The sequence below is a fragment of the Glutamicibacter sp. 363 genome (assembly GCF_052379505.1).
GTDB lineage: Bacteria > Actinomycetota > Actinomycetes > Actinomycetales > Micrococcaceae > Glutamicibacter.
Genome location: NZ_JBQSYR010000040.1, coordinates 1 through 23131, shown reverse-complemented (window position 1 = coordinate 23131; position 23131 = coordinate 1). Strand labels below are relative to the sequence as shown.

The following is a 23131-nucleotide window of genomic DNA, read 5'->3' as shown; positions in this document are numbered from 1 at the left end:
TGAGAGAGGGCCGCTTGGTGATAGCGGTAGCTGGAGATCAGCTCTTCGAGTTCCTCAATGGCTTGGGCGCATTCTGCTTCGCTGCCGTGTTCTTCGATCCACGCCAGTTTGCTCTGCAGCCGACTCATCAGCAATTTGAAATCCTGATGCAGCGCCGGTGTTGGTGGGCGATGTCGTCGCGCCATTGCTTCGGACATACTACAATTCTACAGCACTAGTTCGAAAATGTCTTCGAATATAGTGGTTTTAATGCTGATCGGCGAGCTCCAGCAGCCTTGCGATGCCGCCACGGGCGTCGATCTCATCGTGATAACCGGAGCGGACGATCGCCGCGGAGACCGCCTGCGGGGTGATGTCCAGGACCTCGGCGATCGCCTTCTGCTGGCCGCGCACGCCGGGGGTCAGCAGGTCGACCACCGCCCATTCGGCCTCGGTGCGGGTGCGCACCGAATGGCCGAGCAGGCGCAGCAGGCCTTCGAGCTCGAGGTCCAGGTCCGGATCGCCGCAGGAGACGCTGATCGGCACGCGTTCCCCGCGGTGCGTGGCGGCCTCCAGCGCACCCAGGGCGCGGCGCTGGGCTATGCCCTCAATGAGGTCGGCTTGGTCCGGGACCGGCTCATAGAGCGTGCCGATACCTAGGCCGATGTGGCAGAAATTCAACCGGGCGCAACGCATGATCGCGTCGATAGCCGAATGTGCGTCATGCGGCACTCCAAGCAAGAGCTGGCCGCTGAGCGCCATGAACGGAGCATGGGCGTGCACGTGCTCTAGTTGGTCCCAGAGGAGTTCGGCGGCCGCCTGCACGTCGGTGACGGAGCGCGGCTTCGGGCTGAGCGCAAGGACAAACATGATTCTAGTATTGCCTGAGCCAGGGGTTTTGTCGTGCAACCGGTGAAAATGACGTTCGCTACGTCGCCTATTGTCGGCGGGTTGCCCAGGGTTAGATCCGCTAGCGGCGAAGCCGGAACCTCAGCGCGGCGAGACCCGCGAGGGCTGCCGCGGCCCCGCCGGCCAGTGCCCCGAGCGGCCAGCGGCGCGACCCCGGAGCGCTGACTTCGAACGCCGGCTCCCAGACGTCCTCGCCGGCTGCCTCGCCGGAGAGCTCGACGCCCAGCTCGTAGGCCAGCGGTATCTGTCCCTTCGGATCTTCGGCGCTACCGGTGACGGTGATGTAGTAGTACCCGGGGAAGGACAACTCGGGATGGGGTCCGGCAGCCTGCCGCGCGCGCGAAACCGGGCTGGCCAGGCTCCGCGACAGCGAGGCGCCGGCGGCATCGCCTATTAATGAGCGTTTCGCTCCGCTGGTCATCAGGCCATCTTGCAGCAGCGGACTATAGGTGCTGGTGTGCAACCGCGAGGCGCTTGCCTCCGGGGAGTCGAGCACGGACATCCGATAGCCGAGCCGCTGCCCCTCGGCCACGTGGACCTTGTAGTACTTGACCTCAAGGGGGAGAACCGCATCGGAGTACACGGAGCCGGGTTCGAGCGCGGTGGCGTTGCTGAAGCCACTGCCTCCGGAGACCGCGCTCGCCGAGGTGTCCGGCGCGACCGAGACCGGAGGCTGCGCGTCCGCGGCGCTTTGGGCAGTTGTGCTGGCATTCATTGCCGGTTGCACCACCACGCGGATCTGCACGGGGATTTCGGCGTCGTCCTGCCAGAGTCCCTCGCGATGCAAGGCCAAGGACGGCTCGTTGTTTTCCGTATCGGTGCAGCGGGTGTAGCCCGGTGACCCCTTGGGCTCGGAAATGAAGGTGATCAGCGGCAGGCTTGCGATGTCGCTGCGGTTGGTGCTGGCAACGTCGCTGGCGCAGCTGCCATCGGCCCAGAGCAGGGAGCCGGCGAGCTGGATGCTTTCACGGCTGCCCGGCTGCCTTAGGGGATCGACGATCAGCTGGGCGCTGACGTGCAGCCTTTCGCCCTCCTGGATTTTGGGGAGCTTATAGAACAAATGCGACTTTTCGTAGATGCCGCCGAAGCGGTCCAGCGATATGCCCGGGTCGAGTGTTGGTGCGAAGCGCACGTCGGGGGCTCCTTGGACTTCGGTTCCCACCGGATCGTAGGCCAGGATTTCGGGTTCGCTGGCCAACGCCGCAGTAGCCGGGGACAGGGACAGCCCGGCGGCGAGCAGGGCCGCAAAGAATCTCATGACCGGTCTCCTTGGAGGGTGCGGAGCGTAGCGAAAAGCATGATTCAAGTATTGCTTGAGTTGGTGGTTTTATCGCGCAACCGGCGAGAGCGACACATACCTTCCAGATGGGCAGCGCCGGGCATATATTGGGTCTTGTCTACTGAAAGGGAGCCCCCATGGACATTGCACGCAAGGTACTGGCCGATCTTAACACGGAGCTTGAGTGGGTCCACGAGACCTATCGCGACCTGCATCGGCATCCGGAATTGAGCCTGGAGGAAACTCGCACCTCGGCGCTGGTGGCGAGCAAGCTGGAAGAGTTCGGCTACCGGGTGCAGCGCTTGGGCGGCACCGGGGTGGTCGGCGTGCTGGACAACGGCCCCGGGCGCACGGTGCTGGCCCGCGCGGATATGGACGCGCTTCCGGTGCACGAGGCCACCGGGCTGGACTACGCCTCGGAAAATGACGGGGTGATGCACGCCTGCGGGCACGATGTGCACGTAGCAGCCCTGCTGGGCGCAGCGAAGCTGCTGGCCGATCATCGCACCGACTGGTCCGGCACGTACCTCGCGCTCTTCCAGCCGGCCGAGGAGACCGCCCAGGGCTCCGCGGCGATGGTCGCCGACGGGCTGGCGGACAAGATCCCGGCACCCGATGTGGCCTTCGCCCAGCATGTGATGGGGCTGCCCGCCGGGGAGCTGCAGACTATCGCCGGCCCGGTGCTTTCGGCCGGGGATTCGATCCGCATCACCGTGCACGGTGCCGGTGCCCACGGTTCGATGCCGCAGCTGTCGGTTGACCCGGTGGTGCTGGCCGCGTCGATCGTGCTGCGCCTGCAGTCGGTGGTCTCCCGCGAGGTGCAGCCCGGCGAATTCGCGGTGCTGACCATCGGCTCGGTGCAGGTGGGCACGAAGTCCAATATCATCGCGGACAAGGCGACGCTGTTGCTGAACCTGCGCAGCTACGACAACGCGGTGCGCGAAACGCTGATCGCCGCGGTGGAGCGAATCGTCCGCGGGGAGTGCGCCGCGGCCGGCTCCCCGGCGGAACCGGAGTTCGAATACTACGACCAATTCCCGCTGACCACCAACGACGAGGCGGTCACCGCGCGGGTGAGCGCCGCCTTCGAAGCGTACTTCGGGGCGGTGGGCAGCGCCGGCAGGCAGAGCGCCTCGGAGGACTTCAGCAGGATCCCCGACGCGTTCGGCGTGCCGTACACCTTCTGGCTGCTCGGCGGCATGGACCCGCAAGCCCACGCGGACGGCAAAACGGCGGCGAATCACTCGCCGCACTTCGCCCCGGTGATCGAGCCGACCCTGGCCCGTGGCGTGGAAGCCATGGTCATCGCGGCGCTGGGTGAACTGGCATGAGGGGCACGCAAAGCTCAGCGTCCACCGTGTGGAAGCCGAACGACAAGTGGCTGATCGGCATCGTGCTGGCGGTCATCAACTTCTGGCTCTTCGCCCAGACGCTGCTCAACGTCATTCCCGGCATCCAGGGGGAGCTGGGCATTGAGCGGACCATCGGCAATCTGGCGGTGTCGATCACCTCGCTGTTCTCCGGCATCTTCATTGTCGTCGCCGGCGGGCTGGCCGACAGGCTGGGCCGGGTGAAGCTGATGTACGTGGGCATCTATCTCTCGATCCTCGGCTCGCTGCTGATCGCGCTGACCCCGGAGAACCTGGGCGGGCTGACCAGCGGGCTGCTGCTGGGCGGGCGCATCGTGCAGGGACTGTCCGCCGCGTGCATCATGCCCTCGACGATGGCGCTGGTGAAGACCTACTACGCGGGCAAGGAGCGGCAGCGGGCCCTGTCCTACTGGTCCATCGGCTCCTGGGGCGGCTCGGGCTTCTGCGCGTTGTTCGGCGGGCTGATGGCCACCTCGGCATTCGGCTGGCGTTCGATCTTCTGGATCTCCATCGTGCTCTCGATCCTCGCGCTCTTCCTGCTGCGTGGCACCCCGGAATCCAAGGCCGAAACCCAGGGTCCGGCCGCGCGCTTCGACTTCGGCGGGCTGATCGCGTTCATCATCGCGCTGGTCGCGGTGAACGTGTACATCTCCCAGGGCCCGGCGCTGGGCTGGCTGTCGCCGGCCGGCATCGGGCTGGTGGTGCTCTCGGCGATCGCCGCGCTTGCGTTCTTCTCGATCGAATCGCGCAAGGAGCACGCGTTTTTGGATCTGAAGCTCTTCGGCAACATGACCTTCACCGGTGCGACCCTGTCGAATTTCCTGCTCAACGGGGCGGCCGGCACGCTCATCGTGGCCCTCGGCCTGGTGCAGGTGGCCGCCGGGCTCAGCTCGCTGCAGTCCGGCCTGCTGACCCTGGGCTACCTGATCGCGGTGATCGCCACGATCCGCGTCGGCGAGAAATTGCTGCAGCGTTTCGGGCCGCGCCGCCCGATGATCTGGGGCAGCTCGATCGCGGGGTTGGGCATCTTGCTGACCTCGATGACCTTCGTGCTGGTCGGGCAGTACATCGTGCTCGCGGTCATCGGGTTCACGCTGTTCGGCATCGGGCTGGGATTCTATGCGACCCCGTCCACCGACGCGGCGCTGTCCAGCGTGCCGGATAACCAGGCGGGCGCGGCCGCGGGCATCTACAAGATGGCCTCGTCGCTGGGCAATGCCATTGGCGTGGCGGTCTCCGCGGCGCTGTACGTGGCGGCCCAAGCCGCGAACCCGGAGATGATCCGCTCCTGGGGGCTGTTCATCGGAGACCAGGAGAATGTGGGATTGCGCTTCGGCGGCGCGGTGGGGGTGCTGTTCAACCTGCTGATGGTGGTCATCGCCATCATCTCGATTATGGCCACGGTGCCGCGCGAAAAGCCGCGCTCAGGAAGCGAGGTCCCGGCGACTCCGGCGATCGGCGCCTAGCTTGATGATGGTGAAGCGGAAGAAGAATTGCGTGGACGGGCCGATGAGCAGCGCATAGGCCACCGTGCCCAGGCCCACCGGGCCGCCGAGCAGCCAGCCGATGCCCAGCACCAGCAGCTCGATGCTGGTGCGCACCAGCCGGATGCTCAACCCGGTGCGCAGGTGCAGCCCGGTCATCAACCCGTCGCGCGGCCCGGCGCCGAAGTGGCTGCCGATGTACATCGCACCGCCCAGCCCGTTGATTGCGATCGCGCCGAGCAACGTGAGGATCTGCCAGCCCAGCCCGGAGACCTGCGGAAGGATGAGCAGAAAGAGGTCCAGGGCCAGGCCGATGACAAAGACATTGGCCACGGTGCCGATCCCCGGCCACTGCTTCATCGGGATCCAGGTCAGCAGCATCAGAACGCCCACGATGATCACCACGGTGCCCAAGGACAGCGGTACGTGGTGGGTGATGCCCAGGTGGAAGACGTTCCACGGGTCCACGCCCAGATCGGCGCGCACCATCAGCGCCATCGCCAACGCGAAGAGCAGCAGCCCGCCGAACAGGTTCGCCAGGCGCAGCGGGACCCGGCCGGCGGCAAACTGCTGGCGCGGGGATAGGTTCGTCAAGCTCATAGGCTCAACGGTAGCCAGTGCCGGCGTGATAAGTGAAAACACAAGACTTGCAAGTAATCGGCCTGCGCGGAAGCCGGCGTGGTCAAGGTTAGTTCGCTAACTCATCTTCGAAAATTTTCACCGCTGCCGGAAGCAGTGCCTTGACCAATTCGGGGAGTTTATCTGGACCCACCTTGAGCGTTCGAACACCTATATATGAATCTGTATAACCCGTTGCTCGATGAAGGTCGAGATGAAAACGTTTGGCTAGCTCAATTTTTCTTTTGGAGAACCCCTTAGCGCCGCGTCCGGCGCCGCAAGAGATCTGAGCAGGTGTCCCAGCCAAGGTTGCTTCCAAATTTGGAGCCATTTGCTTGATAAGTGAGATCCAGAGTGGTTCAGCTTCGGGCTCGTCCAATGAAAAGTCAGATGGTTTCACAGAGATACCAACGTTCCCCAGATAAGAACCGCTGGGATTTTGACGGTCAGCCTCAATTTGGACGATCATCTGGCGTCCGGAATCAAGAATTGGACTGTAGGCCTCGATTCCTGGATAGCCCGACCCTCCGGGACGGACGTTGTACGTCCAGGTTGTTGGAAGAATTTCTGCAACATCCACCGCATTCAATACTCGTCGAGCAATACGGGACCTGTCATTTACCGAATTTATGTCCGCTGCGGTGATACGAGATGTTGGGTAATGCTCCAAAAGCTGGTCCCAACTAATCACCTGATAAGGCACGCTGGAGTCTTGAATCATGACATCCTCTGGTTCTTTGACCAGCACCATCAAATGATCGACGTGGTTCCATTCGCGTTCGAGTTGACCCAGCGTGACTTCGTGCCCGATCTTCCCTTCGATACCGATTGTTGCGCGTTCAAATTCGATTACGATGTCCAAATTCTCGCGTTTTGAAACTTCGCATGAAATGCGATTGAGGCTGCCGATCCTGATTTGAAATACACTTTCGAAAACCTGTTGAGTGACCGTTGGCGCGAATCGCAGTTCGGCAGCCAGGGCACGCATTGCCATCGGTTCTGTAGTAAAGATTTTGCCAAGGTTGGTGCCATTGTCCATTGGTTTCAAAATTCCCGTTCTACTCCGGATTCAGTGCTGACTTCTTTTTCATTAATCAAACGTCGGTCGAACTGTGTTGCAATGAACTATCCCTCAACCAACTGTGAACAGAAAGTAATTACTGCCTCGCTAAGGCCGGCAAAGCTCAGTTCACTGTGTGCCAGTGCTACCGTGTCGGTCTCCGCACCAACCAGCGCCCGCGCGTTGCCGGGGCGCCATGCGGGGACGTGGATAAATTGCGCCGGGATGCTCAAACCGTAGGCGTGGTAGGCGATGTGGTTGCACACAAACCTGCCGGCATCCTCGCTGACTGTAAGTTGACTAGGTGTTTTCAGCGTCGCCTCGCGGCGGCGCGGACCGTTGGGAATGATGCGCTCGCCGGCCGGTTGGTGGCCGTCGTTATCGGCGATGCGCGCAGTGTGCTCGTTGACCGCCCAGCGCTCCAGATTGATCTCGGTGCGCCCGCCGGCCTCGCCGAGCAGCACCAGCGCGTCCGGTTGGTGCATGCTAAGCAACTCGCCCAGGGCCGGGAATGCACGGGTGAAGGATACTGGCAGGAGTCCGGTTACGATCTGGTGTTCGCCGGCCGTGGCCGGCAACCGGCGCACGAGCTCGGCGCTGGCGTTGTGGGTGTCGGTTCCGAAGGGCTCAAAGCCGGTGACCAGGATGCGCATGGGTCCATTATGTCCGACGGTGCTGATACCTCTTGAGCTATGACTATTGTGCTGTTGGTGCTTGTGCTACTCAATATCCTGCTTGCCGTCGGCGCGCTCTTGCTGATCGTACGGCGGACCGGTTCGAATGATCAGGAACAGATTGCCGCGACGGTGCGCGCAACCCATGGCGAGCTGCGCCAGGACCTGGGCGCGCAACGCGGCGAGCTGCGCGATTCGCTGCACGAGGTGCGCCGGGACAGCGAACAGCGGCTGGAAGCGATCCGCACCACCGTGGATGCGAAGATCACCGCGCTGAACGAATCGAATCAGCACATGCACCGCCAGCTGCAAGGTGCGCTGCGCGAAGAACTCGAGCGCTTGCGCGTGGGCAACGAGTCGAAGCTCGAGAAGATGCGCGAGACGGTCGACGAGAAACTGCAAGGGACCTTGGAGAAGCGGCTCGGTGAATCTTTTGAGCTGGTCAGCCAGCGTTTGGAGCAGGTGCAAAAGGGGCTGGGCGAAATGCAGAATCTTGCGGCAGATGTCGGCGGGCTCAAGCGTGTGCTGACAAATGTGAAAAGCCGGGGCACCTGGGGTGAGGTGCAGCTCTCGCGCCAATTGGAAGACCTGCTCACCACGGAGCAGTATGCGCAGAACGTGGTGATCCGGCCCGAGAGCCGCGACAGCGTCGAGTTCGCGGTGATCATGCCTGGTCGGGACGAGAATCCGGTATATCTGCCGATTGACTCGAAGCTGCCGCAGGAAGACTACGAGCGGCTCTTGGACGCCCAGGAATCGGGCGACAAGGTGCAACTCGATGCGGCGAGCAAGGCGCTGGATAAGGCCATCATCATCCAGGCGAAGAAAATCGCGGAGAAGTACATCGAACCGCCGCACAGCACGGACTTCGCGATCATGTATCTGCCCACCGAGGGGCTCTTCGCCGAGGTGGTGCGCCGCCCGGGACTCGCCAGCCGGCTGCAAACCGAACACCGGGTGCTGGTCACCGGTCCGACGACGCTGATGAGCCTGCTCAATTCCCTGCAGATGGGCTTCCGGACCCTGGCCATCGAAAAGCGCAGCAGCGAGGTCTGGCAGGTGCTTTCAGCGGCGAAGGCCGAGTTTGGCAAGTATGGGGACGTGTGGGACAAGCTGGAGAAGCAGTTGACCACCGCGCAGAACACCGTCAAGGAGGCCGGAACCCGAACTCGGGCGGTGGAACGCAGGTTGAAGGATGTGCAGAGCCTGCCCGAAGAGCCTGTTTTGGAGAAGGTTCTCGGGCTCTAACGGTTCAGCCGGAGCTTAAATCCGACATGCGAGGCGCTGAAGCCCAGCCGCTGGTAGAACTGGTGGGCTTCGAGCCGCGAGGCGTCCGAGGTGAGCTGGATCAGCCCGGCGGCGCAGGCCGGCGCCGCCGCGTCGATTACCCAGCGCAGCATCGCCGAACCCAGGCCCGTCGAGCGGGAATCGGACCGTACGCGGACCGCCTCGACGTTCAATCTGATGGATCCGCCCCGGGAAATCCCGGGGATGGAAGTCAACTGCAGCATCGCGATCACCTCCCCGGCGCGTTCACCGAGCACCAGGTCGTTGCCGGGATCGGCCAGCAGCCGTTCCAGGGCCTGCGCATAGCCCTCGGACTCGGCCGTTGCTTCGCGGGCGGCGCCAAGCACATCATCGGCCAAGAGCCGGCGCAATGCCGGAAGGTCCGCCGCTTCGGCGCGACGCAGCATTACCTCGGCATTCAGCGGCGTGGGCAGGTCGAGAGCAGCGAGCACGGGTTGCCTTTCGAAATAACTAGGGGCGAGGACCAATCGGTCCCCGCCCCTAGATCGTGGTTAAGCCTTGAAACGCTCGATGGAGCGAGCCAGCTCGGCTTCGGCGGCCGCACGGCCTTCCCAGCCCTCGGCCTTAACCCACTTGCCCGGCTCCAGGTCCTTGTAGCGGGTGAAGAAGTGCTCGATCTCCTTGATCAGCCACTCATCCATGTCTTCGAGTTCCTTGATGTGGTCGAAGCGCTTGTCGGTTGGCACGCACAGCAGCTTTGCATCTCCACCGCCGTCATCGGTCATGTTGAAGACGCCGATGGGGCGCGATTCGACGATGACGCCGGGGATCAAATCGACACCCGGGATGTAAACCATGGCGTCCAATGGATCGCCGTCTTCGCCCAGGGTGTCGTCGAAGTAGCCGTAGTGGGTCGGGTACTGCATGGAGGTGAAGAGCACGCGATCCAGGCGCAAGCGATGGGTCTCGTGGTCGATTTCGTACTTGACGCGTGATCCAGTTGGGATCTCGATGGTCACGTCGTGGCTCATAAAAAGCACACTCCTAAACTAGTCTTAGGGATATCCGCTAATAAGCGTATCGCCCCCGGGGGCATAAGTAGCTAAACCCGCGAGAGGAACATGCTCACATGAACACTGCCGCAAGACGCGCACTGACGCTGGCGGTGGCCCTGTTGGCGGTGGTGGGCATGGCCGTGGCGATGTTCAGCGCGCCGCGCAGCTTCACCGGTGAACCGCAGGCGCATTACGTGCGCGCCAGTGCAACCGCCCCGGCAGCCGAACCTGTCGCCCTGCAGGATCTGGATCCCGAGGCTCCGATGCCCGATAGCGCGGTGCTCACCGCGAAGCTGGATGCGATCCTGGGCACCAAGGGGGATAAGACCTCCTTCAACGCCCAGGTGGTCGACGTGGCCAGCGGCAAGGTGCTCTACGACAAGAATGCGCAAACTCCCGGAACTCCGGCCTCAAGCCTGAAGGTGGCCACCGCGCTGGCCGCGCTGGATACCTTCGGCGGGGAGCACCAACTGTCCACCAGCGTGTGGCTCGATTCGGGCACCCTGGTGCTGCGCGGCGGCGGGGACGTGCTGCTGGGCGACGGTGCATCCGATCCCGCGCACCCCAAGGGATATGCGGGCCTGGCCACCCTCGCGGCGCAAACCGCGAAGGCCCTGGCGGATCGCGGCATCGGGGAGGTGGAGCTCTGGCTCGACGATTCGCTCTTCGGCGATGCGCAGCGGAATCCGGCCTGGGATAAGTCGTTGTTCACCTCGAATAACATCGGCGCGGTCTACCCGATCGCGCACTACGCCGGACGCGCCGCCGAAAGCACCCGCTCGGCCTATCAGTCCGATGCCGCACAGCAGGTGCGCAAGGTCTTCGCCGCCGAGCTGGGCAAGCAGGTGAAGGTCAACGCGGGCGGACGCGGCGCCTACGAGGGCGGGGAACAGCTCACCGAGGTGCTCTCGGCCCCGCTGCGCGTGCAGATCAAGCACATGCTGCTGGTCTCGGACAACTACCTGACCGAAGCCATGGGTCGAATGGTCGCGGTGCACAAGGGCATGGACCCGAAGCAGGCCGGGCTGGCCGTGCAGCAGGTGGCGCAAACATATGGCGCCACCGGCATATCTTTGGCTGATACCAGCGGGCTGGCGGCAACCAACCAAATTTCCCCGGCCGCGTTGACCACGTTGCTGCGCGCCGCGGCCACCAGCGGAAAACCCGAACTGCGCGAGCTGGTCTACTCGCTGCCCGTCGCCGGGTACAACGGCACCCTGATGAATCGGCTCGATGCGGCCGCTACCCTCGGGCTGGTGCGGGCAAAAACCGGATCGCTGACCGGGGTGGCCACGCTGACCGGAATGACGCTGACCGAAGACGGGCGGCTGATCGCCTTCAGCATCTTTGCCGCGCAGCCCGACGGGACGCTGGCACCACATAAACCAACCATCGACCAGGCAGTCACCGCCCTGCGCGGCTGTGGGTGCCGGTAGGAGAATTACATGAGCCAGTTCATCGATTGGGATCTCGCCGTAGGCACCGCAAAAACGCTCATGCCCGCCGGGCCGGCGCTGAGCGGCAAACAGGCGGCGCGGATCGTGGAAGAACTGCGCATCGCCGGCGGGCAGGGGCTCGGAGAGGCCGAACGGATCTCGCAGCTGACCTCCACCGCACCATCCGAAACCCTGGTGGTGGACCGCGCCGGCTGGGCCAAGGCGGTCAGCCAGAACTTTGCCGCAATGCTTCCCGAGATGCCCAAAACCCCCACCGCCCTGCCGCTGATCGCCGGGGCGGAACTCGGCGCGGTGCTTTCGGTGCTCGGCACCAGAGTGCTGGGGCAATTCGACCCGTTCGCCGGTCCCCGGCTGCTGCTCAACGCCCCGACGATCACCCAGATCCGCGGCGAGCTGAACCTGAACGCGCGGGACTTCTACCTGTGGATCGCCACCCACGAGCAGACCCACCGGCTGCAGTTCGAGCATGCGCCATGGATCCCGGGGGTGATGAAGCAGACCCTGGCCGAGGTCTTCGAGCCGCTGGGCGGAAAGACCAGCTCGATGAATGACCTCGGGGCGCGGATCAAAACCATGCGCAGCGAGGTCGGCGAGCTGACCAGCATCATGTCGGTGCTCGAAGGCCACGCCATGGTCGTGATGAACGACGTCAGCTCGATCCGCACGATCAAGACCATCCGCAACCGCTTCACCGCCCGCGGCAAGAACCGTTCGCCCTGGGCCAGCTGGATCGGCAAGCTGCTGGGCATGGACGCCAAGGCCCGCCAGTACGAGCGCGGCGCGAAGTTCGTGCGCCACCTGGTGGACGAGATCGGCTATGCCGGCTTCAATGAGATCTTCACCGACCGGGAATTGTTCCCGAGCTCCGCGGAACTCGATAACCCCGCACGCTGGCTGGCCCGCACCCGATGAGCCGGCCGATCGACCTGGCCCGCAACGCGGTGGCGGCGCAGGCCGGAGAATTCGCGCTGCTCGGCGTTTCGGGCGGGGCCGACTCCCTGGCGCTGGCCATCGCCGCGAGCCAGCTGCGCGAGCGAATCCGCTTTGCCGTGGTGATCGTGGACCATGGCCTGCAACCGGGCAGCGCCGCGGTGGCGGCGCGCGCCGCCGCGCAATGCCAGGCGCTGGGCCTGGAAGAGGTGCTGCTCAAGACGGTGCACACCGCCGGGGACGAGGCCTCCGCCCGGGCCGCCCGGTATGCGGCCTTCGAGCAGGCCATGGAGCAGACCGGGGCGCAACGCCTGCTGCTCGCGCACACCAAAGACGATCAGGCCGAACAGGTGCTGCTGGGGATCCTGCGCGGTTCGGGCACCAGGTCCCTGGCCGGAATACCTGTTTCGCGCGGCCCCTACGCCCGTCCGCTGCTGGAGCTGACCCGCCAGGACACCGAGCAAATCTGCGCACGGGCCTCAGTGGAGTACTGGGAAGACCCGAGCAACGCGGACACCGCCTACCGGCGCAACCACATCCGCCACGAGGTGCTCCCGTTTTTGCGTGCGCAGCTCGGCGGGCACCTGACCGAGGCGCTGGCCCGCACTGCGGCGCTGGCGGCGGCGGATGCAGACGCGCTGGACGCCTGGGCCGGGCGGGCGTGGGAGCAGGCGCGCAGCGCCGCCGGGGTGGACTTGCGGATTCTTGCCACTTTTCCCGAGGCCATCGCCTCCAGGGTGCTGCGTCTGGCCGCCGCCGACGCCGGGGCGCTGAACCTGGGCAGCGAGCGCACGGCGGCCCTGTGCGCGCTGGCCGGGGTGGGGGCGAGCAAGTCCCGTTCGGCCGGTCCGGTGCAGCTCGAAGGCAAGATCAGCGCGCTGCGGCGCTCCTCGGTGATAGTTTTCACCACCACAAGCTCAACAACACTAAACTAAATGTGGCACTCTAGTTGAGTACCCCACCTCTGAGAATCAGGAGAACCCTCGTGGATTCGAACACAGTCAAGGCCGATCTCGCGCACGTACTGTATACCAAGGAAGACATCCAGGCTCGTATCGACGAACTGGCTGCACAGATCGACAAGGATTATGCGGGACGCGACATCCTCGTTGTCGGCGTGCTCAAGGGTGCGGTGATGGTCATGGCGGATCTGGTCCGCGCGCTGAAGTCCCACCTGTCCATGGACTGGATGGCGGTCTCCTCCTACGGTTCCGGAACCCAGTCTTCCGGCGTGGTGCGCATCCTCAAGGACCTGGACACCGATCTGATGGGCAAGCATGTGCTCATCGTCGAAGACATTATCGACTCGGGCCTGACCCTGTCCTGGTTGAAGGCCAACCTGGAATCCCGCGGCCCGGCCTCGGTGGAAATCTGCACCCTGCTGCGCAAGCCGGAAGCGGCGAAGGTGGAAATCGACGTGAAATACGTCGGCATGGACATTCCCAACGAATTTGTTGTCGGCTATGGCTTGGACTACGCGGAAAAGTACCGCAACCTGGACTGCGTGGGCACCTTGGCTCCGCACATCTACGAGTAGGGAACTTTTAGCGCCGCTGAGGCGTTGAACTGAATCGAAGGTGGCGTTGCCCGGACGCCGGCAGAACGCGTGAGGGGGATGCGAAAGGTACGGGACCTTTCGGGTCGATGAAAACTAAGAAGATTTTTAACAGCTGGATCATTTGGGTCCTGGTCGGTGTGACCGCGATGGTGTTGTTCCTGCCGATGGTATTCGGCAACGGTTCGGCACAAGTGGATACCTCCGTGGGCCTGAACCAACTCACCAGCGGTAACGCCACCGAAGCGAAGATCTTCGACGGAGATCAACGAGTAGACCTGACCCTGCGCGACGCGCTGAACGTCGACGGAGTGGACAAGGGAAAGAAGATTTCCTTCTACTACTCCGTGCCCCGCGCCGACCAGGTGGTCGACGCGATGAACGACGCGCAGCTGAGCAAGTTCACCGATCAGCCGGTGGAAAACAACTGGCTGCTCTCGATGCTCGGCATCATCATCCCCTTCATCCTGATTGCAGGCATCTTCTGGTTCATCTTGGCGCGCAGCCAGGGTGGTGGCTCGAAGGTGATGCAGTTCGGCAAGTCCAAGGCGAAACTGATCACCAAGGATATGCCGCAGGTGACCTTCGTGGATGTGGCCGGCGCCGAGGAAGCGGTGGAGGAACTGCACGAAATCAAGGAATTCCTGCAGGAACCGGCTAAATTCCAGGCCCTGGGCGCGAAGATCCCCAAGGGCGTGCTGCTCTACGGCCCTCCGGGCACCGGCAAGACGCTGCTGGCCAAGGCCGTGGCCGGCGAGGCGGCGGTCCCGTTCTACTCGATTTCGGGTTCCGACTTTGTCGAGATGTTCGTCGGCGTGGGTGCCTCGCGCGTCCGCGATTTGTTCGAACAGGCCAAGACCAACTCCCCGGCGATCATCTTCGTTGACGAGATCGACGCCGTGGGCCGGCACCGCGGCGCCGGCATCGGCGGCGGCAACGATGAACGCGAGCAGACGCTGAACCAGCTGCTGGTCGAAATGGACGGCTTCGACGCCACCACCAACGTCATCCTGATTGCCGCGACCAACCGCCCGGACGTGCTGGACCCGGCGCTGCTGCGCCCGGGACGCTTCGACCGGCAGATCCCGGTGGAGGCACCGGATCTGAAGGGCCGCGAACAGATTCTGAAGGTCCACGTGGCCGGCAAGCCGATGGACGCCACGGTGGATCTGAACGCGGTGGCGAAGAAGACCCCGGGCTACACCGGCGCGGATTTGGCCAACGTGCTCAACGAGGCCGCGCTGCTCACCGCCCGCTCGAACGCAAACCTGATCGATGACCGCGCGCTGGATGAGGCCATCGACCGCGTCATGGCCGGCCCGCAGAAGCGCACCCGGCTGATGGACGAGCACGAGCGCAAGGTCACCGCCTACCACGAGGGCGGCCACGCGCTGGTGGCCGCGGCGATGAACCAGACCGCACCGGTCACCAAGATCACCATCCTGCCCCGCGGCCGCGCCCTGGGCTACACCATGGTGGTCCCGGAGTCCGACAAGTACTCGATCACCCGCAACGAGCTGCTGGACCAGATGGCCTACGCCATGGGCGGGCGCGTGGCCGAGGAGATCGTCTTCCACGATCCCTCCACCGGCGCCTCCAACGACATCGAGAAGGCCACCGACACCGCACGCAAGATGGTCACCGAATACGGCATGAGCGAGAAGATCGGCGCGGTGCGCCTGGCCTCCTCGGCCGCCGCGCAGGGCATGGGCACCGCGAGCCGGGACTACTCCGATGAGATGGCCCACCTGGTCGACGAGGAGGTGCGCACGCTCATCGAGCAGGCGCATGACGACGCCTACTGGGCGCTGACCGCCAACCGCCACGTGCTGGACCGCCTGGCCCTGGCCCTGCTGGAGCACGAAACGCTGAACCAGAAGGAAATCGCCGAGCTCTTCGTCGACCTGGTCAAGCTCGACAAGCGCGAGGTGTGGCTGAGCAACGACGGGCGCCCGGTCCACGAACAAGGCCCGGTATTAAGCCCCAAGGAGCGCGCGGCGCGTTCGACCGACTAGTATCGAAGTCGTGATTGAAGTCAATGAGATCGACCAGCCGCGCATTGCCGCGGCGGTCCGCGAAATCCTCGAAGCGATCGGCGAAGATCCGGACCGCGATGGCCTGCTGGACACCCCGAAGCGGGTAGCCAAGGCCTACGCCGAATTCTTCGCCGGTTTGCATCAGGATGCCGCCGAACACCTGTCCACCACTTTCGACATCGAACATGACGAACTGGTGCTGGTCAAGGACATCCCGTTCTATTCCACCTGCGAACACCATCTGGTCCCGTTCTACGGCACCGCGCATATCGGCTACATTCCGGGCCGCGGCGGCAAGGTCACCGGGCTGAGCAAGCTGGCGCGCCTGGTCGAGGTCTTCGCCCGCCGCCCGCAGGTGCAAGAGCGCTTGACCACCCAGATCGTCGATGCGCTCGTTGAACACCTCGAACCCACCGGCGCGATCGTCGTGATCGAATGCGAGCACATGTGCATGTCGATGCGCGGGGTGCGCAAACCCGGCGCAAAGACCGTCACCAGTGCGGTGCGCGGACAGCTGCGGGAGACCGCAACCCGTGCCGAAGCCATGAGCCTGATCCTCGGAAGGTAGCAACTATGTCACTTGGAGCCATCCCGGGCACCGGCCCGGCCACCAGCCCGCTGACCGTGATCCGCAAGTCGAAGCGGAAGACCTTCGCGGACCTGCCCACCGGGCGCACCCTGGTGATGGGGATCCTGAACGTCACCGAGGATTCCTTCTCCGACGGCGGCGAGTTCCTGGGCACCGACAAGGCGCTGGACCACGGGCTGAAGCTGCTCTACGCCGGAGCCGACATCATCGACGTGGGCGGGGAATCCACCCGTCCGGGAGCCAAGGCCGTGGATCCCGCCCTGGAGCAGGCGCGCATCATCCCGGTGATCGAGGCGCTGGCCAAGGCCGGCGCGGTGATCTCCGTGGACACCATGCACGTGTCCACCGCCCGCGCGGCCATCGCCGCCGGGGCGCACCTGATCAACGACGTCTCCGGGCTGACCTATGAGCAGGGCATGGCGGAACTGATCGCCGAAACCGGGGTCCCCTACGTGCTGATGCACCGCCGCGGCACCGCCGCGAATATGGTGCACGAGGCAAACTACGGGGACCCGGTGGCTGAGGTGCTCGCCGAGCTGCGCACCCTGCGCGACGAATTCCTGGCCAAGGGCGTGAAGCCCGAACAGCTGATCCTCGACCCGGGCCTGGGCTTCGCCAAGGACGCCGAGCACAACTGGGCGCTGCTGGCCAACCTGGCGGCCTTCGAGTCGCTGGGCCACCCGGTGCTGGTCGGCACCAGCCGCAAGCGTTTCCTCGGCGAACTGCTCGCCGACGGCAAGACCCCGCGTGAACCGCTGGGCCGCGACGTAGCGACCGCCGCGACCACCGTGCTCGCCGCCCGGGACAACGCCTGGGCGGTACGCGTGCACGATGTGGCGGCCAGCCGCGACGCGTTGGAAGTCGTGCAGGCCTATGGATCGCATTAGCATTCAGGGGATTTCCGCCACCGGCTATCACGGGGTCTTCGACCACGAGAAGCGCGAGGGCCAGGAATTCCGCATCGACGTCGTGCTGCACGTGGATATCACCCGGGCCGCACTGAGCGATGACGTGGCGGACACCGTGGACTACGGGGTCGTCAGCCAGCTGGTGGTCGATCAGATCCAGGCCGGCCCCTGGGACCTGATCGAAAAGCTCGGAGCGCAGATCGCCGAGGCGATCCTCGCCGCCTGGCGCTCGGTGGCCACCGTGGAGGTGGTGGTGCACAAGCCGCAGGCTCCGATTCCGGTGCCTTTTTCCGATGTGAGCATCTCGCTGACCCGGCAGCAGAGCGTGCATACCGCGATTATCGCGCTGGGCGCCAACCTCGGGGACAGCGCCGCGACGCTGCGCTCGGCGATCGCGGAACTGCGCGAGCACCTCGAGGTGCTGCGGACCTCCCCGGTAGCGATTACCAAGCCGGTGGGCGGCCCGCCCGAACAGCCGGACTACACCAACCAGGTCATCGAGGTGCGCACCACCCTGGGCCCGCACGAGCTGCTTGAGCTGTGCCAAAGCATCGAGGCCAACCACGAGCGCACCCGCGAGGTGCGCTGGGAGGCGCGCACGCTGGACCTGGATCTGATCACCTTCGACCAGCTGCGCCTGGACGGGGAATCGCTGACCCTGCCGCATCCGCGCGCCCACACCCGCGGGTTCGTGCTCGCCCCGTGGAGCTGGATGGACGCCGACGCGGTATTGAATGGCCAGCTGGTATCCCGGCTGGCGGCCGAAGCGGCGGACACCGCGGACATCATCAGGCTATGAACCGGCTCAAGCTGCGCACGCTCATCTGGTGCACGCTGCTCGGCGGCGTGACCGGTTGGGTTGCGCTGCGCCTGCTCACGGCCACCGGCAGGTTCTCCCCGGTGCTCGACTACGCCGCGTTGTTCTCCCTGGGCGCGGTGTGCGCGGTGGTCCTCTTCCTCGGCATCCGGGTCAAGCGTTCGACCCTGGGCCGCGGCCATATCGACCCGATCGCCGCCGCGCGCACGCTGGTGCTCGCGCAGGCGGCCGCCTACGCCGGCGCACTGATTACCGGCTGGCATCTGGCCCCGCTGCTGACCTTGCTGTTCGCCTCCGGCTCGAGCCCCACGCTCACCCGCGCGATGGTCCTCACCGGCGCCGGGATCCTGATGGTGATCATCGGCTACCTTGTTCAGCACCTTTGCAAACTACCGCCCGAGGACACCGATGAAAACACCGATGGAATCGTCACCGAATAACTTCACCGCGGTGGACCCCGACTATTTCAGGGTCAAGCTGGTCACCTGGCTGATCCAGACCGGCAGCTACCTGCTGGTGGCGCTGCTGCCGCTGATCCTGCGCCTGTTCGGCATCCCCGTGCCCTGGTGGCTTCTCATCGCGCCGCCGCTGGTTGTGCTTGGCCTGGCCTTGCCGATCCTGCGCGTGCTGCGCCGCCAGGTGCAGGCGCTGGGCTACCGGGAACGCGACGAAGATCTGCTGGTGCGTTCCGGGGTGCTCTGGCGCAAACAACTTGTCATCCCCTACGGGCGCATGCAATACGTCGAGGTCACCAGCGGGCCGCTGGAACGCCGCTATGGATTGTGCAAGCTGACGCTGAACACCGCCGCCGGGTCTGCCACCGCGGTCATTCCCGGGCTTCGTGAGGACACCGGGCAGGCGTTGCGCGAACGCTTGGTCGCGGCCGGCGAGGCGAACCTGCTGTGAACGAATGGCAGCGGGTCCACCCGGCCAGCCCCTTTGTGCACGGCTGGCTGGCCATCGTGGGTTTGGCCTGGGTGTACTGGCAGAACACCGATGACATTTCCTGGGAAGAGCGGTTCACCGGCAGCCGGCTGACCTGGACGGTGGGCCTCGGCTCGGCGGCGCTGGTGCTGGTGCTCATCTTCTACGCGCTGTCCTGGTATTTCACCCGCTACCGGATCAGCGAAACCCACGTTTATGTAAATTCCGGAATGGTATTCCGCAGCCAAAAGCAGGCGCGCATCGACCGGGTGCAGGGCATCGACATCGCCCAGCCCTTGGTGGCCCGGCTGCTCGGCTTGGCCGAACTGCGCTTCGATGTGGCCGACGGTTCGGCCTCGGTCATGCGCCTGTCCTTCCTGCGCAAGGCGCACGCCCACCAGCTGCGTGCCGAGATCCTGGCGCTGGCCCAGGGCGAGATCCCCGAGGCCGAAGAAGCCGCGCAGCCGGTTCCGCTGATGGCCAAGGTGCCAGCCGGACGCCTGCTCGCCTCGCTGTTCCTGCGGCTTCCCACGGTGATTGGCGTGCTCTTGGCGTTGGTCTTGGGCATCCTGAGCATCTCGGGGGTTGGCGTGCTGGTTGCCGGACTGGTGCCGATGCTGCTCGGCTTTGGCGGTTGGTTCTACAAGGAACTGAACAACTCATGGAACTTCAGCGCGAGCGCCACGGATACCGGCCTGCGGATCAGCCACGGGCTGGCCGACACCAAGCAGCAATCATTGCCGGCCGGCCGGGTGCAGTCGATCCAGATCAGTTCGCCGGCTTTTTGGCGGCTGCTCGGCTGGTACCGGGTGGAGGTCAATGCGCTCGGTGTCGGTGAGGAAGAAATGTCGAATCTGCTGGTACTGCCTGTCGGGGACTTCGAAGCGGTCACCCAGGTGATGGGGATCTTGCTGCCCGAGTTGGGGGTCGAGAACCAGCGCGCGGTGCTGCATACCGCCATCACCAGCGGAACCGACCACGGTTTCACCAGCTCACCGGCTCGGGCCAAGGCCTTGTCCCCGGGTGCCTGGAAGCATCAGGCGTTTTTGAGCACCAGCAGTTGCGTGATCACCCGCTTCGGCTGGCTCTCGCGCAGCGCGGCTTTTGTGCCGCATCGGCGGATCCAGGGGATGGTGCTGCAGCAGGGCCCCTGGGAGCGTCGCCGGGAGTTGGCGGGGATCCGCCTGTACAGCGCCGGCGGCTCGATCATGGGCTACATGCATCAGCTCGATGAGCAGGTAGCGACAGAATTTTTTGCGGCGCAAGCGCGGCGACAGGTTGAGAGGTAGATCCATGGAGGCACCCCGCTTAGGCATTGGAATCATCTCCGCCGGCAAGGTCGGAGCGATCCTCGGGGCCGCGTTGGCGGCCGCCGGACACCGGATCACCGGCGTGCATGCGGTCTCCGAAGCGTCGCGGGACCGTGCCGAGGTGTTGCTGCCCGGCGTGGAAATTCTGGATCCGGCCGAAATCCTGCGGCGCAGCGAGCTGGTGCTCTTCGCCGTTCCCGATGATGTGCTCGGCGAACTGGTTCAGGGCTTGGCCGCCGCTGGACACTTTGTGACCGGTCAGCTGGTTGCCCACACCGCCGGACGGTACGGCACCGGAATCCTGGAGCCCGCGCGAGCCGCCGGAGCCTTCCCGCTGGCCATCCACCCGGCGATGACCTTTACCGGGATGAGCTTGGATCTGCAACGCCTTACCGACTGCGTCTTCGCCGTCACCGCGGATGAAATCATGCTCCCCGTGGCTCAGGCACTAGTGGTGGAGATGCGCGGAGAGCCGGTGGTGATCGCCGAGGAGGACCGCGTGAGCTATCACGCGGCGCTGGCCCATGCGGCAAACCATCTGAATACAATTACCGCGCAATCGGCCGATATGCTGCGCCGGATCGGGGTGCAAGACCCGGCGGCCACCCTGCGTGCGTTGATGGGCGCAAGCCTGGATAACGCCTTGCGTTCGGGAGCCGGAGCCTTGACCGGTCCGGTAGCCCGGGGAGATGTGGGAACCGTCAGAGCGCATCTGGCCGCGATGGCCAAGGACCAAACCGAGACCGTGGACAGCTACCGCAGCCTGTCACGGGCTACCGCGCAACGAGCGGCGGCACTCGGGCGGATCTCACCGGGGACACTTCAAGAACTGCTGCAGGTTCTAGAATAGAGGGCGTGAAGACCCCGATGATTGTTCAAACCCGCGATGAGCTGAAGACAGCGATCGCTCAAGCCAACCCGCAAACTCTGGGCTTTGTCCCCACCATGGGGGCATTGCACCAGGGGCACGCGCGACTTTTTGCCAAGGCGCGTAGCGAAAACGAGCTGGTGGTCAGTTCGGTCTTCGTCAATGAGCTGCAATTCAATGACGCGCAGGACTATGCCAATTACCCGCGTGACCTCGATGCCGATGTGCAGGTAGCCGCGCAGGCCGGGGTTGATATCGTCTTCGCGCCGCGCGCGGAGGAAATCTACCACGCGGGGATGCCGTTGATCCGGCTGAACAGCGGGGTGCTGGGCGAAATGTACGAGGGGGCCTCCCGCCCGGGGCATTTCGACGGGATGCTGTCGGTGGTGGCTAAGCTGCTTCACCTGGCAGATCCGCGGCAAGGCGAATACCGTGCCTATTTCGGGCAGAAGGATGCACAGCAGTTGGCGCTCATTCGGCGGATGGTCGCAGATTTGGACTACCCGGTTCAGTTGCGCTCGGTGCCGATCGTCAGAAGCCCCGAAGGACTGGCGCTGTCCAGCCGCAATGCGTTGCTCAACTCCGAAGAATTGCGGGCCGCGTTGGTGCTGCACCGCGCGATCGAACTGATTTCCGGGCGTGCTGCCCGTCATGAACCGCTGAATATTGACGACGCGCTGGGCCTGTTCCAAATGGAACCACTAGTCGAGCTCGACTATTTCGTGGTGGTTGACCCCAATACGCTCCAGGAGCTCGCCTTCAATTGCCAGGACACTCCCTTTACCGGGCAGGGCCTCGTGCTGGTGGCGGCGAAGGTCGGTAATGTGCGCTTGATCGATAACCAGCCTATTTGAGTCAGCCGAAGCGTCGTGCGGTCTGCTCGAGAATTTCGCGGAATTGTCCCAACTCGGCCATGATCTGCGCGGCGCTCTCCTCCGCTTGAACGAATTGGACCGCTTCACCCGCATAAACCGGGGCCATCGAGACCAGAGCTTGCGCGCGGGCATTGCGCATCTGTTCAAGCAGCTGTTCCGTGGCAGCGGCCTGCAGCCCGGGAATGTCTCCGGCCCAGCGCTGGCTGAATTCGTTTCTCAGTGCCCGTCCGCCAAACTCTTCCGCCCAGGGGAGCTGTTGAGCGATATCAAATGCGCGGGTGTATACGGTGTCGTCTAGTCCGGCGGCCAAGACCGCGGCCTTTACGTTCTCGTGTCCGCTGGCTTCGGCACTAGCAAGGAAACGCGTCCCTACCCAAGCCGCATCTGCGCCGGCGCTTAACACCGCAGCGACGGCCCGAGCGGTTCCGATGCCGCCGGCGGCGATCACCGGTTTCACGTTCTGCATCGTCGCCAGCTGCACCAGCGGTAGCGTTCCCGCTTCATTGCGGCCATGTCCGCCACCTTCCCCGCCCCGGGCAATGACTACATCGATATCATCTTGCATGGCCCGGGCGAGGTCTTCGGCGTTTCCCACCTGCATGGCCGTGAGCACTCCCGCTTCGTGGGCCAGGGCCGCACTCCTGGTGGGGTCGCCGAAACTCAAAACAACCAATGACGGCTCGTAGTCGAGGAAGCTTTCCAGGGCGCTCAAGTCATTTTCCAAAGACCACGCCATGAAACCAACACCCCACGGGGAATCTGGTGAGCCCATATGGGCTGCCTGTTCCGAGATCCATTCGCCGGTGGGGCTGGCCGGGCAGCCAATCATCCCTACGCCGCCGGCGGCGCTGACGGCGGCAGCGAGCTTGCCTCCGGCGGCTCCTGCCATCGAAGCGTTAAAGATTGGCTCACGGTATCCAAGGAGTGTCTGAAGGTCGCTCATAACGCCAGACTAGGACACCAAATTGAATGTGACGCAGAACCCCCTCCGTCGATTTGTAAGTTAACCGAAGTCTCTGTATAGTTTTTCTCTGTTGCCGGAACGGAAACAACGTGGAATACACGTAGAATTCATCCGGCGGCAAAGAGCTTTTCACAAGGCGTTTCGACTGGGTTTGACCGGTTCACGAAACATGCTAGAGTTGTAAAGTTGCTCCGGAGCGAAGCAGTCACCGAAGAATGGTGG

24 protein-coding genes and 1 pseudogene are annotated in these 23131 nt (G+C 64.3%); 16 read left to right on the top strand and 9 right to left on the bottom strand.

Annotation, left to right across the window (positions count from 1 at the left end; all coding sequences use genetic code 11):
- The 3 genes and pseudogenes from ACT3UA_RS17560 to ACT3UA_RS17550 all read right to left on the bottom strand — a co-directional run.
- Nucleotides 1-197, bottom strand: a pseudogene (locus tag ACT3UA_RS17560) (HNH endonuclease); the annotation flags it as partial.
- A gap of 49 nt (nt 198-246) precedes the next feature.
- Entirely contained in the window at nt 247-849 is a 603-nt protein-coding gene (locus ACT3UA_RS17555) for a hypothetical protein (protein WP_444617653.1), read from the bottom strand.
- Between the two features lie 100 nt (nt 850-949).
- Nucleotides 950-2146, bottom strand: coding sequence for a hypothetical protein (locus ACT3UA_RS17550; RefSeq protein ID WP_444617651.1), 1197 nt, complete (start codon nt 2144-2146; stop codon nt 950-952).
- Nucleotides 2147-2304: 158 nt separating this feature from the next.
- Here ACT3UA_RS17550 and ACT3UA_RS17545 point away from each other — a divergent pair, with 158 nt between their 5' ends.
- On the top strand, nt 2305-3498 hold the full coding sequence (locus ACT3UA_RS17545; RefSeq protein WP_444617649.1) for an amidohydrolase: 1194 nt from the start codon (nt 2305-2307) through the stop codon (nt 3496-3498).
- A complete protein-coding gene (locus ACT3UA_RS17540) occupies nt 3495-5003 on the top strand; it encodes an MFS transporter (protein ID WP_444617647.1) in 1509 nt (502 codons plus the stop codon). The genes ACT3UA_RS17545 and ACT3UA_RS17540 overlap by 4 nt, the downstream gene beginning before the upstream one ends.
- Here ACT3UA_RS17540 and yczE read toward each other — a convergent pair.
- The 3 genes from yczE to ACT3UA_RS17525 form a co-directional block, all read right to left on the bottom strand.
- Nucleotides 4962-5621 (bottom strand): membrane protein YczE, encoded by a 660-nt coding sequence (gene yczE, locus ACT3UA_RS17535; RefSeq protein ID WP_444617645.1) that lies wholly within the window; start codon nt 5619-5621, stop codon nt 4962-4964. The two genes, ACT3UA_RS17540 and yczE, sit on opposite strands and share 42 nt — an antisense overlap.
- Nucleotides 5622-5709: 88 nt before the next feature.
- Nucleotides 5710-6678, bottom strand: coding sequence for a hypothetical protein (locus ACT3UA_RS17530; RefSeq protein WP_096282975.1), 969 nt, complete (start codon nt 6676-6678; stop codon nt 5710-5712).
- 86 nt (nt 6679-6764) lie between these two features.
- Nucleotides 6765-7352, bottom strand: a complete 588-nt coding sequence (locus ACT3UA_RS17525) for a pyroglutamyl-peptidase I family protein (protein ID WP_444617643.1) — start codon at nt 7350-7352, stop codon at nt 6765-6767.
- 39 nt (nt 7353-7391) lie between these two features.
- On the opposite strand from ACT3UA_RS17525, the gene ACT3UA_RS17520 reads away from it, so the two are divergent.
- Entirely contained in the window at nt 7392-8621 is a 1230-nt protein-coding gene (locus tag ACT3UA_RS17520) for a DNA recombination protein RmuC (protein ID WP_444617641.1), read from the top strand.
- On the opposite strand, the gene ACT3UA_RS17515 is transcribed toward ACT3UA_RS17520, so the two are convergent.
- Both ACT3UA_RS17515 and ACT3UA_RS17510 read right to left on the bottom strand, forming a co-directional pair.
- Nucleotides 8618-9112 (bottom strand): GNAT family N-acetyltransferase, encoded by a 495-nt coding sequence (locus ACT3UA_RS17515; protein WP_404288455.1) that lies wholly within the window; start codon nt 9110-9112, stop codon nt 8618-8620. The genes ACT3UA_RS17520 and ACT3UA_RS17515 overlap by 4 nt on opposite strands.
- A gap of 60 nt (nt 9113-9172) precedes the next feature.
- Nucleotides 9173-9652, bottom strand: a complete 480-nt coding sequence (locus ACT3UA_RS17510) for an inorganic diphosphatase (protein ID WP_444617639.1) — start codon at nt 9650-9652, stop codon at nt 9173-9175.
- A gap of 98 nt (nt 9653-9750) precedes the next feature.
- Between ACT3UA_RS17510 and ACT3UA_RS17505 the strand changes: the two genes are divergently transcribed.
- The 13 genes from ACT3UA_RS17505 (at nt 9751) to panC (ending at nt 21924) form a co-directional block, all read left to right on the top strand.
- Nucleotides 9751-11112 (top strand): D-alanyl-D-alanine carboxypeptidase/D-alanyl-D-alanine-endopeptidase, encoded by a 1362-nt coding sequence (locus ACT3UA_RS17505; protein WP_444617637.1) that lies wholly within the window; start codon nt 9751-9753, stop codon nt 11110-11112.
- 9 nt (nt 11113-11121) lie between these two features.
- Nucleotides 11122-12045: a zinc-dependent metalloprotease gene (locus ACT3UA_RS17500; RefSeq protein WP_096282981.1), complete on the top strand. Its 924-nt coding sequence runs from the start codon at nt 11122-11124 to the stop codon at nt 12043-12045.
- The gene (gene tilS / locus ACT3UA_RS17495; RefSeq protein WP_096282982.1) at nt 12042-12998 is read left to right on the top strand and encodes a tRNA lysidine(34) synthetase TilS; all 957 of its coding nucleotides are present in this window, start codon (nt 12042-12044) and stop codon (nt 12996-12998) included. The genes ACT3UA_RS17500 and tilS overlap by 4 nt, the downstream gene beginning before the upstream one ends.
- Nucleotides 12999-13048: 50 nt before the next feature.
- Complete coding sequence (gene hpt, locus ACT3UA_RS17490) at nt 13049-13600, top strand: hypoxanthine phosphoribosyltransferase (protein ID WP_444617634.1); 552 nt, start codon at nt 13049-13051, stop codon at nt 13598-13600.
- Nucleotides 13601-13707: 107 nt separating this feature from the next.
- Nucleotides 13708-15633 carry an ATP-dependent zinc metalloprotease FtsH gene (ftsH, locus tag ACT3UA_RS17485; protein WP_096282984.1) on the top strand — a complete coding sequence of 642 codons (1926 nt, stop codon included), beginning with the start codon at nt 13708-13710 and terminating at the stop codon, nt 15631-15633.
- Between the two features lie 10 nt (nt 15634-15643).
- Nucleotides 15644-16222, top strand: a complete 579-nt coding sequence (gene folE / locus ACT3UA_RS17480; protein WP_255248300.1) for a GTP cyclohydrolase I FolE — start codon at nt 15644-15646, stop codon at nt 16220-16222.
- Between the two features lie 5 nt (nt 16223-16227).
- On the top strand, nt 16228-17130 hold the full coding sequence (gene folP / locus ACT3UA_RS17475) for a dihydropteroate synthase (RefSeq protein ID WP_096282985.1): 903 nt from the start codon (nt 16228-16230) through the stop codon (nt 17128-17130).
- A complete protein-coding gene (gene folK, locus ACT3UA_RS17470; protein ID WP_444617631.1) occupies nt 17117-17950 on the top strand; it encodes a 2-amino-4-hydroxy-6-hydroxymethyldihydropteridine diphosphokinase in 834 nt (277 codons plus the stop codon). Before folP ends, folK begins: the two co-directional genes overlap by 14 nt.
- Nucleotides 17947-18408, top strand: a complete 462-nt coding sequence (locus tag ACT3UA_RS17465; protein ID WP_096282987.1) for a DUF3180 domain-containing protein — start codon at nt 17947-17949, stop codon at nt 18406-18408. Before folK ends, ACT3UA_RS17465 begins: the two co-directional genes overlap by 4 nt.
- Nucleotides 18377-18874 carry a PH domain-containing protein gene (locus tag ACT3UA_RS17460; RefSeq protein WP_444617628.1) on the top strand — a complete coding sequence of 166 codons (498 nt, stop codon included), beginning with the start codon at nt 18377-18379 and terminating at the stop codon, nt 18872-18874. Before ACT3UA_RS17465 ends, ACT3UA_RS17460 begins: the two co-directional genes overlap by 32 nt.
- A complete protein-coding gene (locus ACT3UA_RS17455) occupies nt 18871-20181 on the top strand; it encodes a PH domain-containing protein (protein ID WP_444617626.1) in 1311 nt (436 codons plus the stop codon). The genes ACT3UA_RS17460 and ACT3UA_RS17455 overlap by 4 nt, the downstream gene beginning before the upstream one ends.
- A gap of 4 nt (nt 20182-20185) precedes the next feature.
- Nucleotides 20186-21052: a Rossmann-like and DUF2520 domain-containing protein gene (locus tag ACT3UA_RS17450; RefSeq protein WP_444617624.1), complete on the top strand. Its 867-nt coding sequence runs from the start codon at nt 20186-20188 to the stop codon at nt 21050-21052.
- A 17-nt stretch (nt 21053-21069) separates the two neighbouring features.
- The gene (panC, locus tag ACT3UA_RS17445; protein ID WP_444617655.1) at nt 21070-21924 is read left to right on the top strand and encodes a pantoate--beta-alanine ligase; all 855 of its coding nucleotides are present in this window, start codon (nt 21070-21072) and stop codon (nt 21922-21924) included.
- 1 nt (nt 21925) lies between these two features.
- Here the strand turns inward: panC and ACT3UA_RS17440 are convergent, their stop codons facing one another.
- Nucleotides 21926-22888, bottom strand: a complete 963-nt coding sequence (locus ACT3UA_RS17440; protein WP_444617622.1) for an NAD(P)H-dependent flavin oxidoreductase — start codon at nt 22886-22888, stop codon at nt 21926-21928.
- Nucleotides 22889-23131 lie beyond the last annotated feature (243 nt).

Excerpts from the sequence above, each read along its gene's own strand:
- ACT3UA_RS17555 (WP_444617653.1), bottom strand. The coding sequence starts at position 849 with ATGTTTGTCCTTGCGCTCAGCCCGAAGCCGCGCTCCGTCACCGACGTG.
- ACT3UA_RS17550 (WP_444617651.1), bottom strand. The coding sequence starts at position 2,146 with ATGAGATTCTTTGCGGCCCTGCTCGCCGCCGGGCTGTCCCTGTCCCCG.
- ACT3UA_RS17545 (WP_444617649.1), top strand. The coding sequence starts at position 2,305 with ATGGACATTGCACGCAAGGTACTGGCCGATCTTAACACGGAGCTTGAG.
- ACT3UA_RS17540 (WP_444617647.1), top strand. The coding sequence starts at position 3,495 with ATGAGGGGCACGCAAAGCTCAGCGTCCACCGTGTGGAAGCCGAACGAC.
- yczE (WP_444617645.1), bottom strand. The coding sequence starts at position 5,621 with ATGAGCTTGACGAACCTATCCCCGCGCCAGCAGTTTGCCGCCGGCCGG.
- ACT3UA_RS17530 (WP_096282975.1), bottom strand. The coding sequence starts at position 6,678 with ATGGACAATGGCACCAACCTTGGCAAAATCTTTACTACAGAACCGATG.
- ACT3UA_RS17525 (WP_444617643.1), bottom strand. The coding sequence starts at position 7,352 with ATGCGCATCCTGGTCACCGGCTTTGAGCCCTTCGGAACCGACACCCAC.
- ACT3UA_RS17520 (WP_444617641.1), top strand. The coding sequence starts at position 7,392 with ATGACTATTGTGCTGTTGGTGCTTGTGCTACTCAATATCCTGCTTGCC.
- ACT3UA_RS17510 (WP_444617639.1), bottom strand. The coding sequence starts at position 9,652 with ATGAGCCACGACGTGACCATCGAGATCCCAACTGGATCACGCGTCAAG.
- ACT3UA_RS17505 (WP_444617637.1), top strand. The coding sequence starts at position 9,751 with ATGAACACTGCCGCAAGACGCGCACTGACGCTGGCGGTGGCCCTGTTG.
- ACT3UA_RS17500 (WP_096282981.1), top strand. The coding sequence starts at position 11,122 with ATGAGCCAGTTCATCGATTGGGATCTCGCCGTAGGCACCGCAAAAACG.
- tilS (WP_096282982.1), top strand. The coding sequence starts at position 12,042 with ATGAGCCGGCCGATCGACCTGGCCCGCAACGCGGTGGCGGCGCAGGCC.
- ftsH (WP_096282984.1), top strand. The coding sequence starts at position 13,708 with ATGAAAACTAAGAAGATTTTTAACAGCTGGATCATTTGGGTCCTGGTC.
- folP (WP_096282985.1), top strand. The coding sequence starts at position 16,228 with ATGTCACTTGGAGCCATCCCGGGCACCGGCCCGGCCACCAGCCCGCTG.
- folK (WP_444617631.1), top strand. The coding sequence starts at position 17,117 with ATGGATCGCATTAGCATTCAGGGGATTTCCGCCACCGGCTATCACGGG.
- ACT3UA_RS17465 (WP_096282987.1), top strand. The coding sequence starts at position 17,947 with ATGAACCGGCTCAAGCTGCGCACGCTCATCTGGTGCACGCTGCTCGGC.
- ACT3UA_RS17460 (WP_444617628.1), top strand. The coding sequence starts at position 18,377 with ATGAAAACACCGATGGAATCGTCACCGAATAACTTCACCGCGGTGGAC.
- ACT3UA_RS17450 (WP_444617624.1), top strand. The coding sequence starts at position 20,186 with ATGGAGGCACCCCGCTTAGGCATTGGAATCATCTCCGCCGGCAAGGTC.
- panC (WP_444617655.1), top strand. The coding sequence starts at position 21,070 with ATGATTGTTCAAACCCGCGATGAGCTGAAGACAGCGATCGCTCAAGCC.
- ACT3UA_RS17440 (WP_444617622.1), bottom strand. The coding sequence starts at position 22,888 with ATGAGCGACCTTCAGACACTCCTTGGATACCGTGAGCCAATCTTTAAC.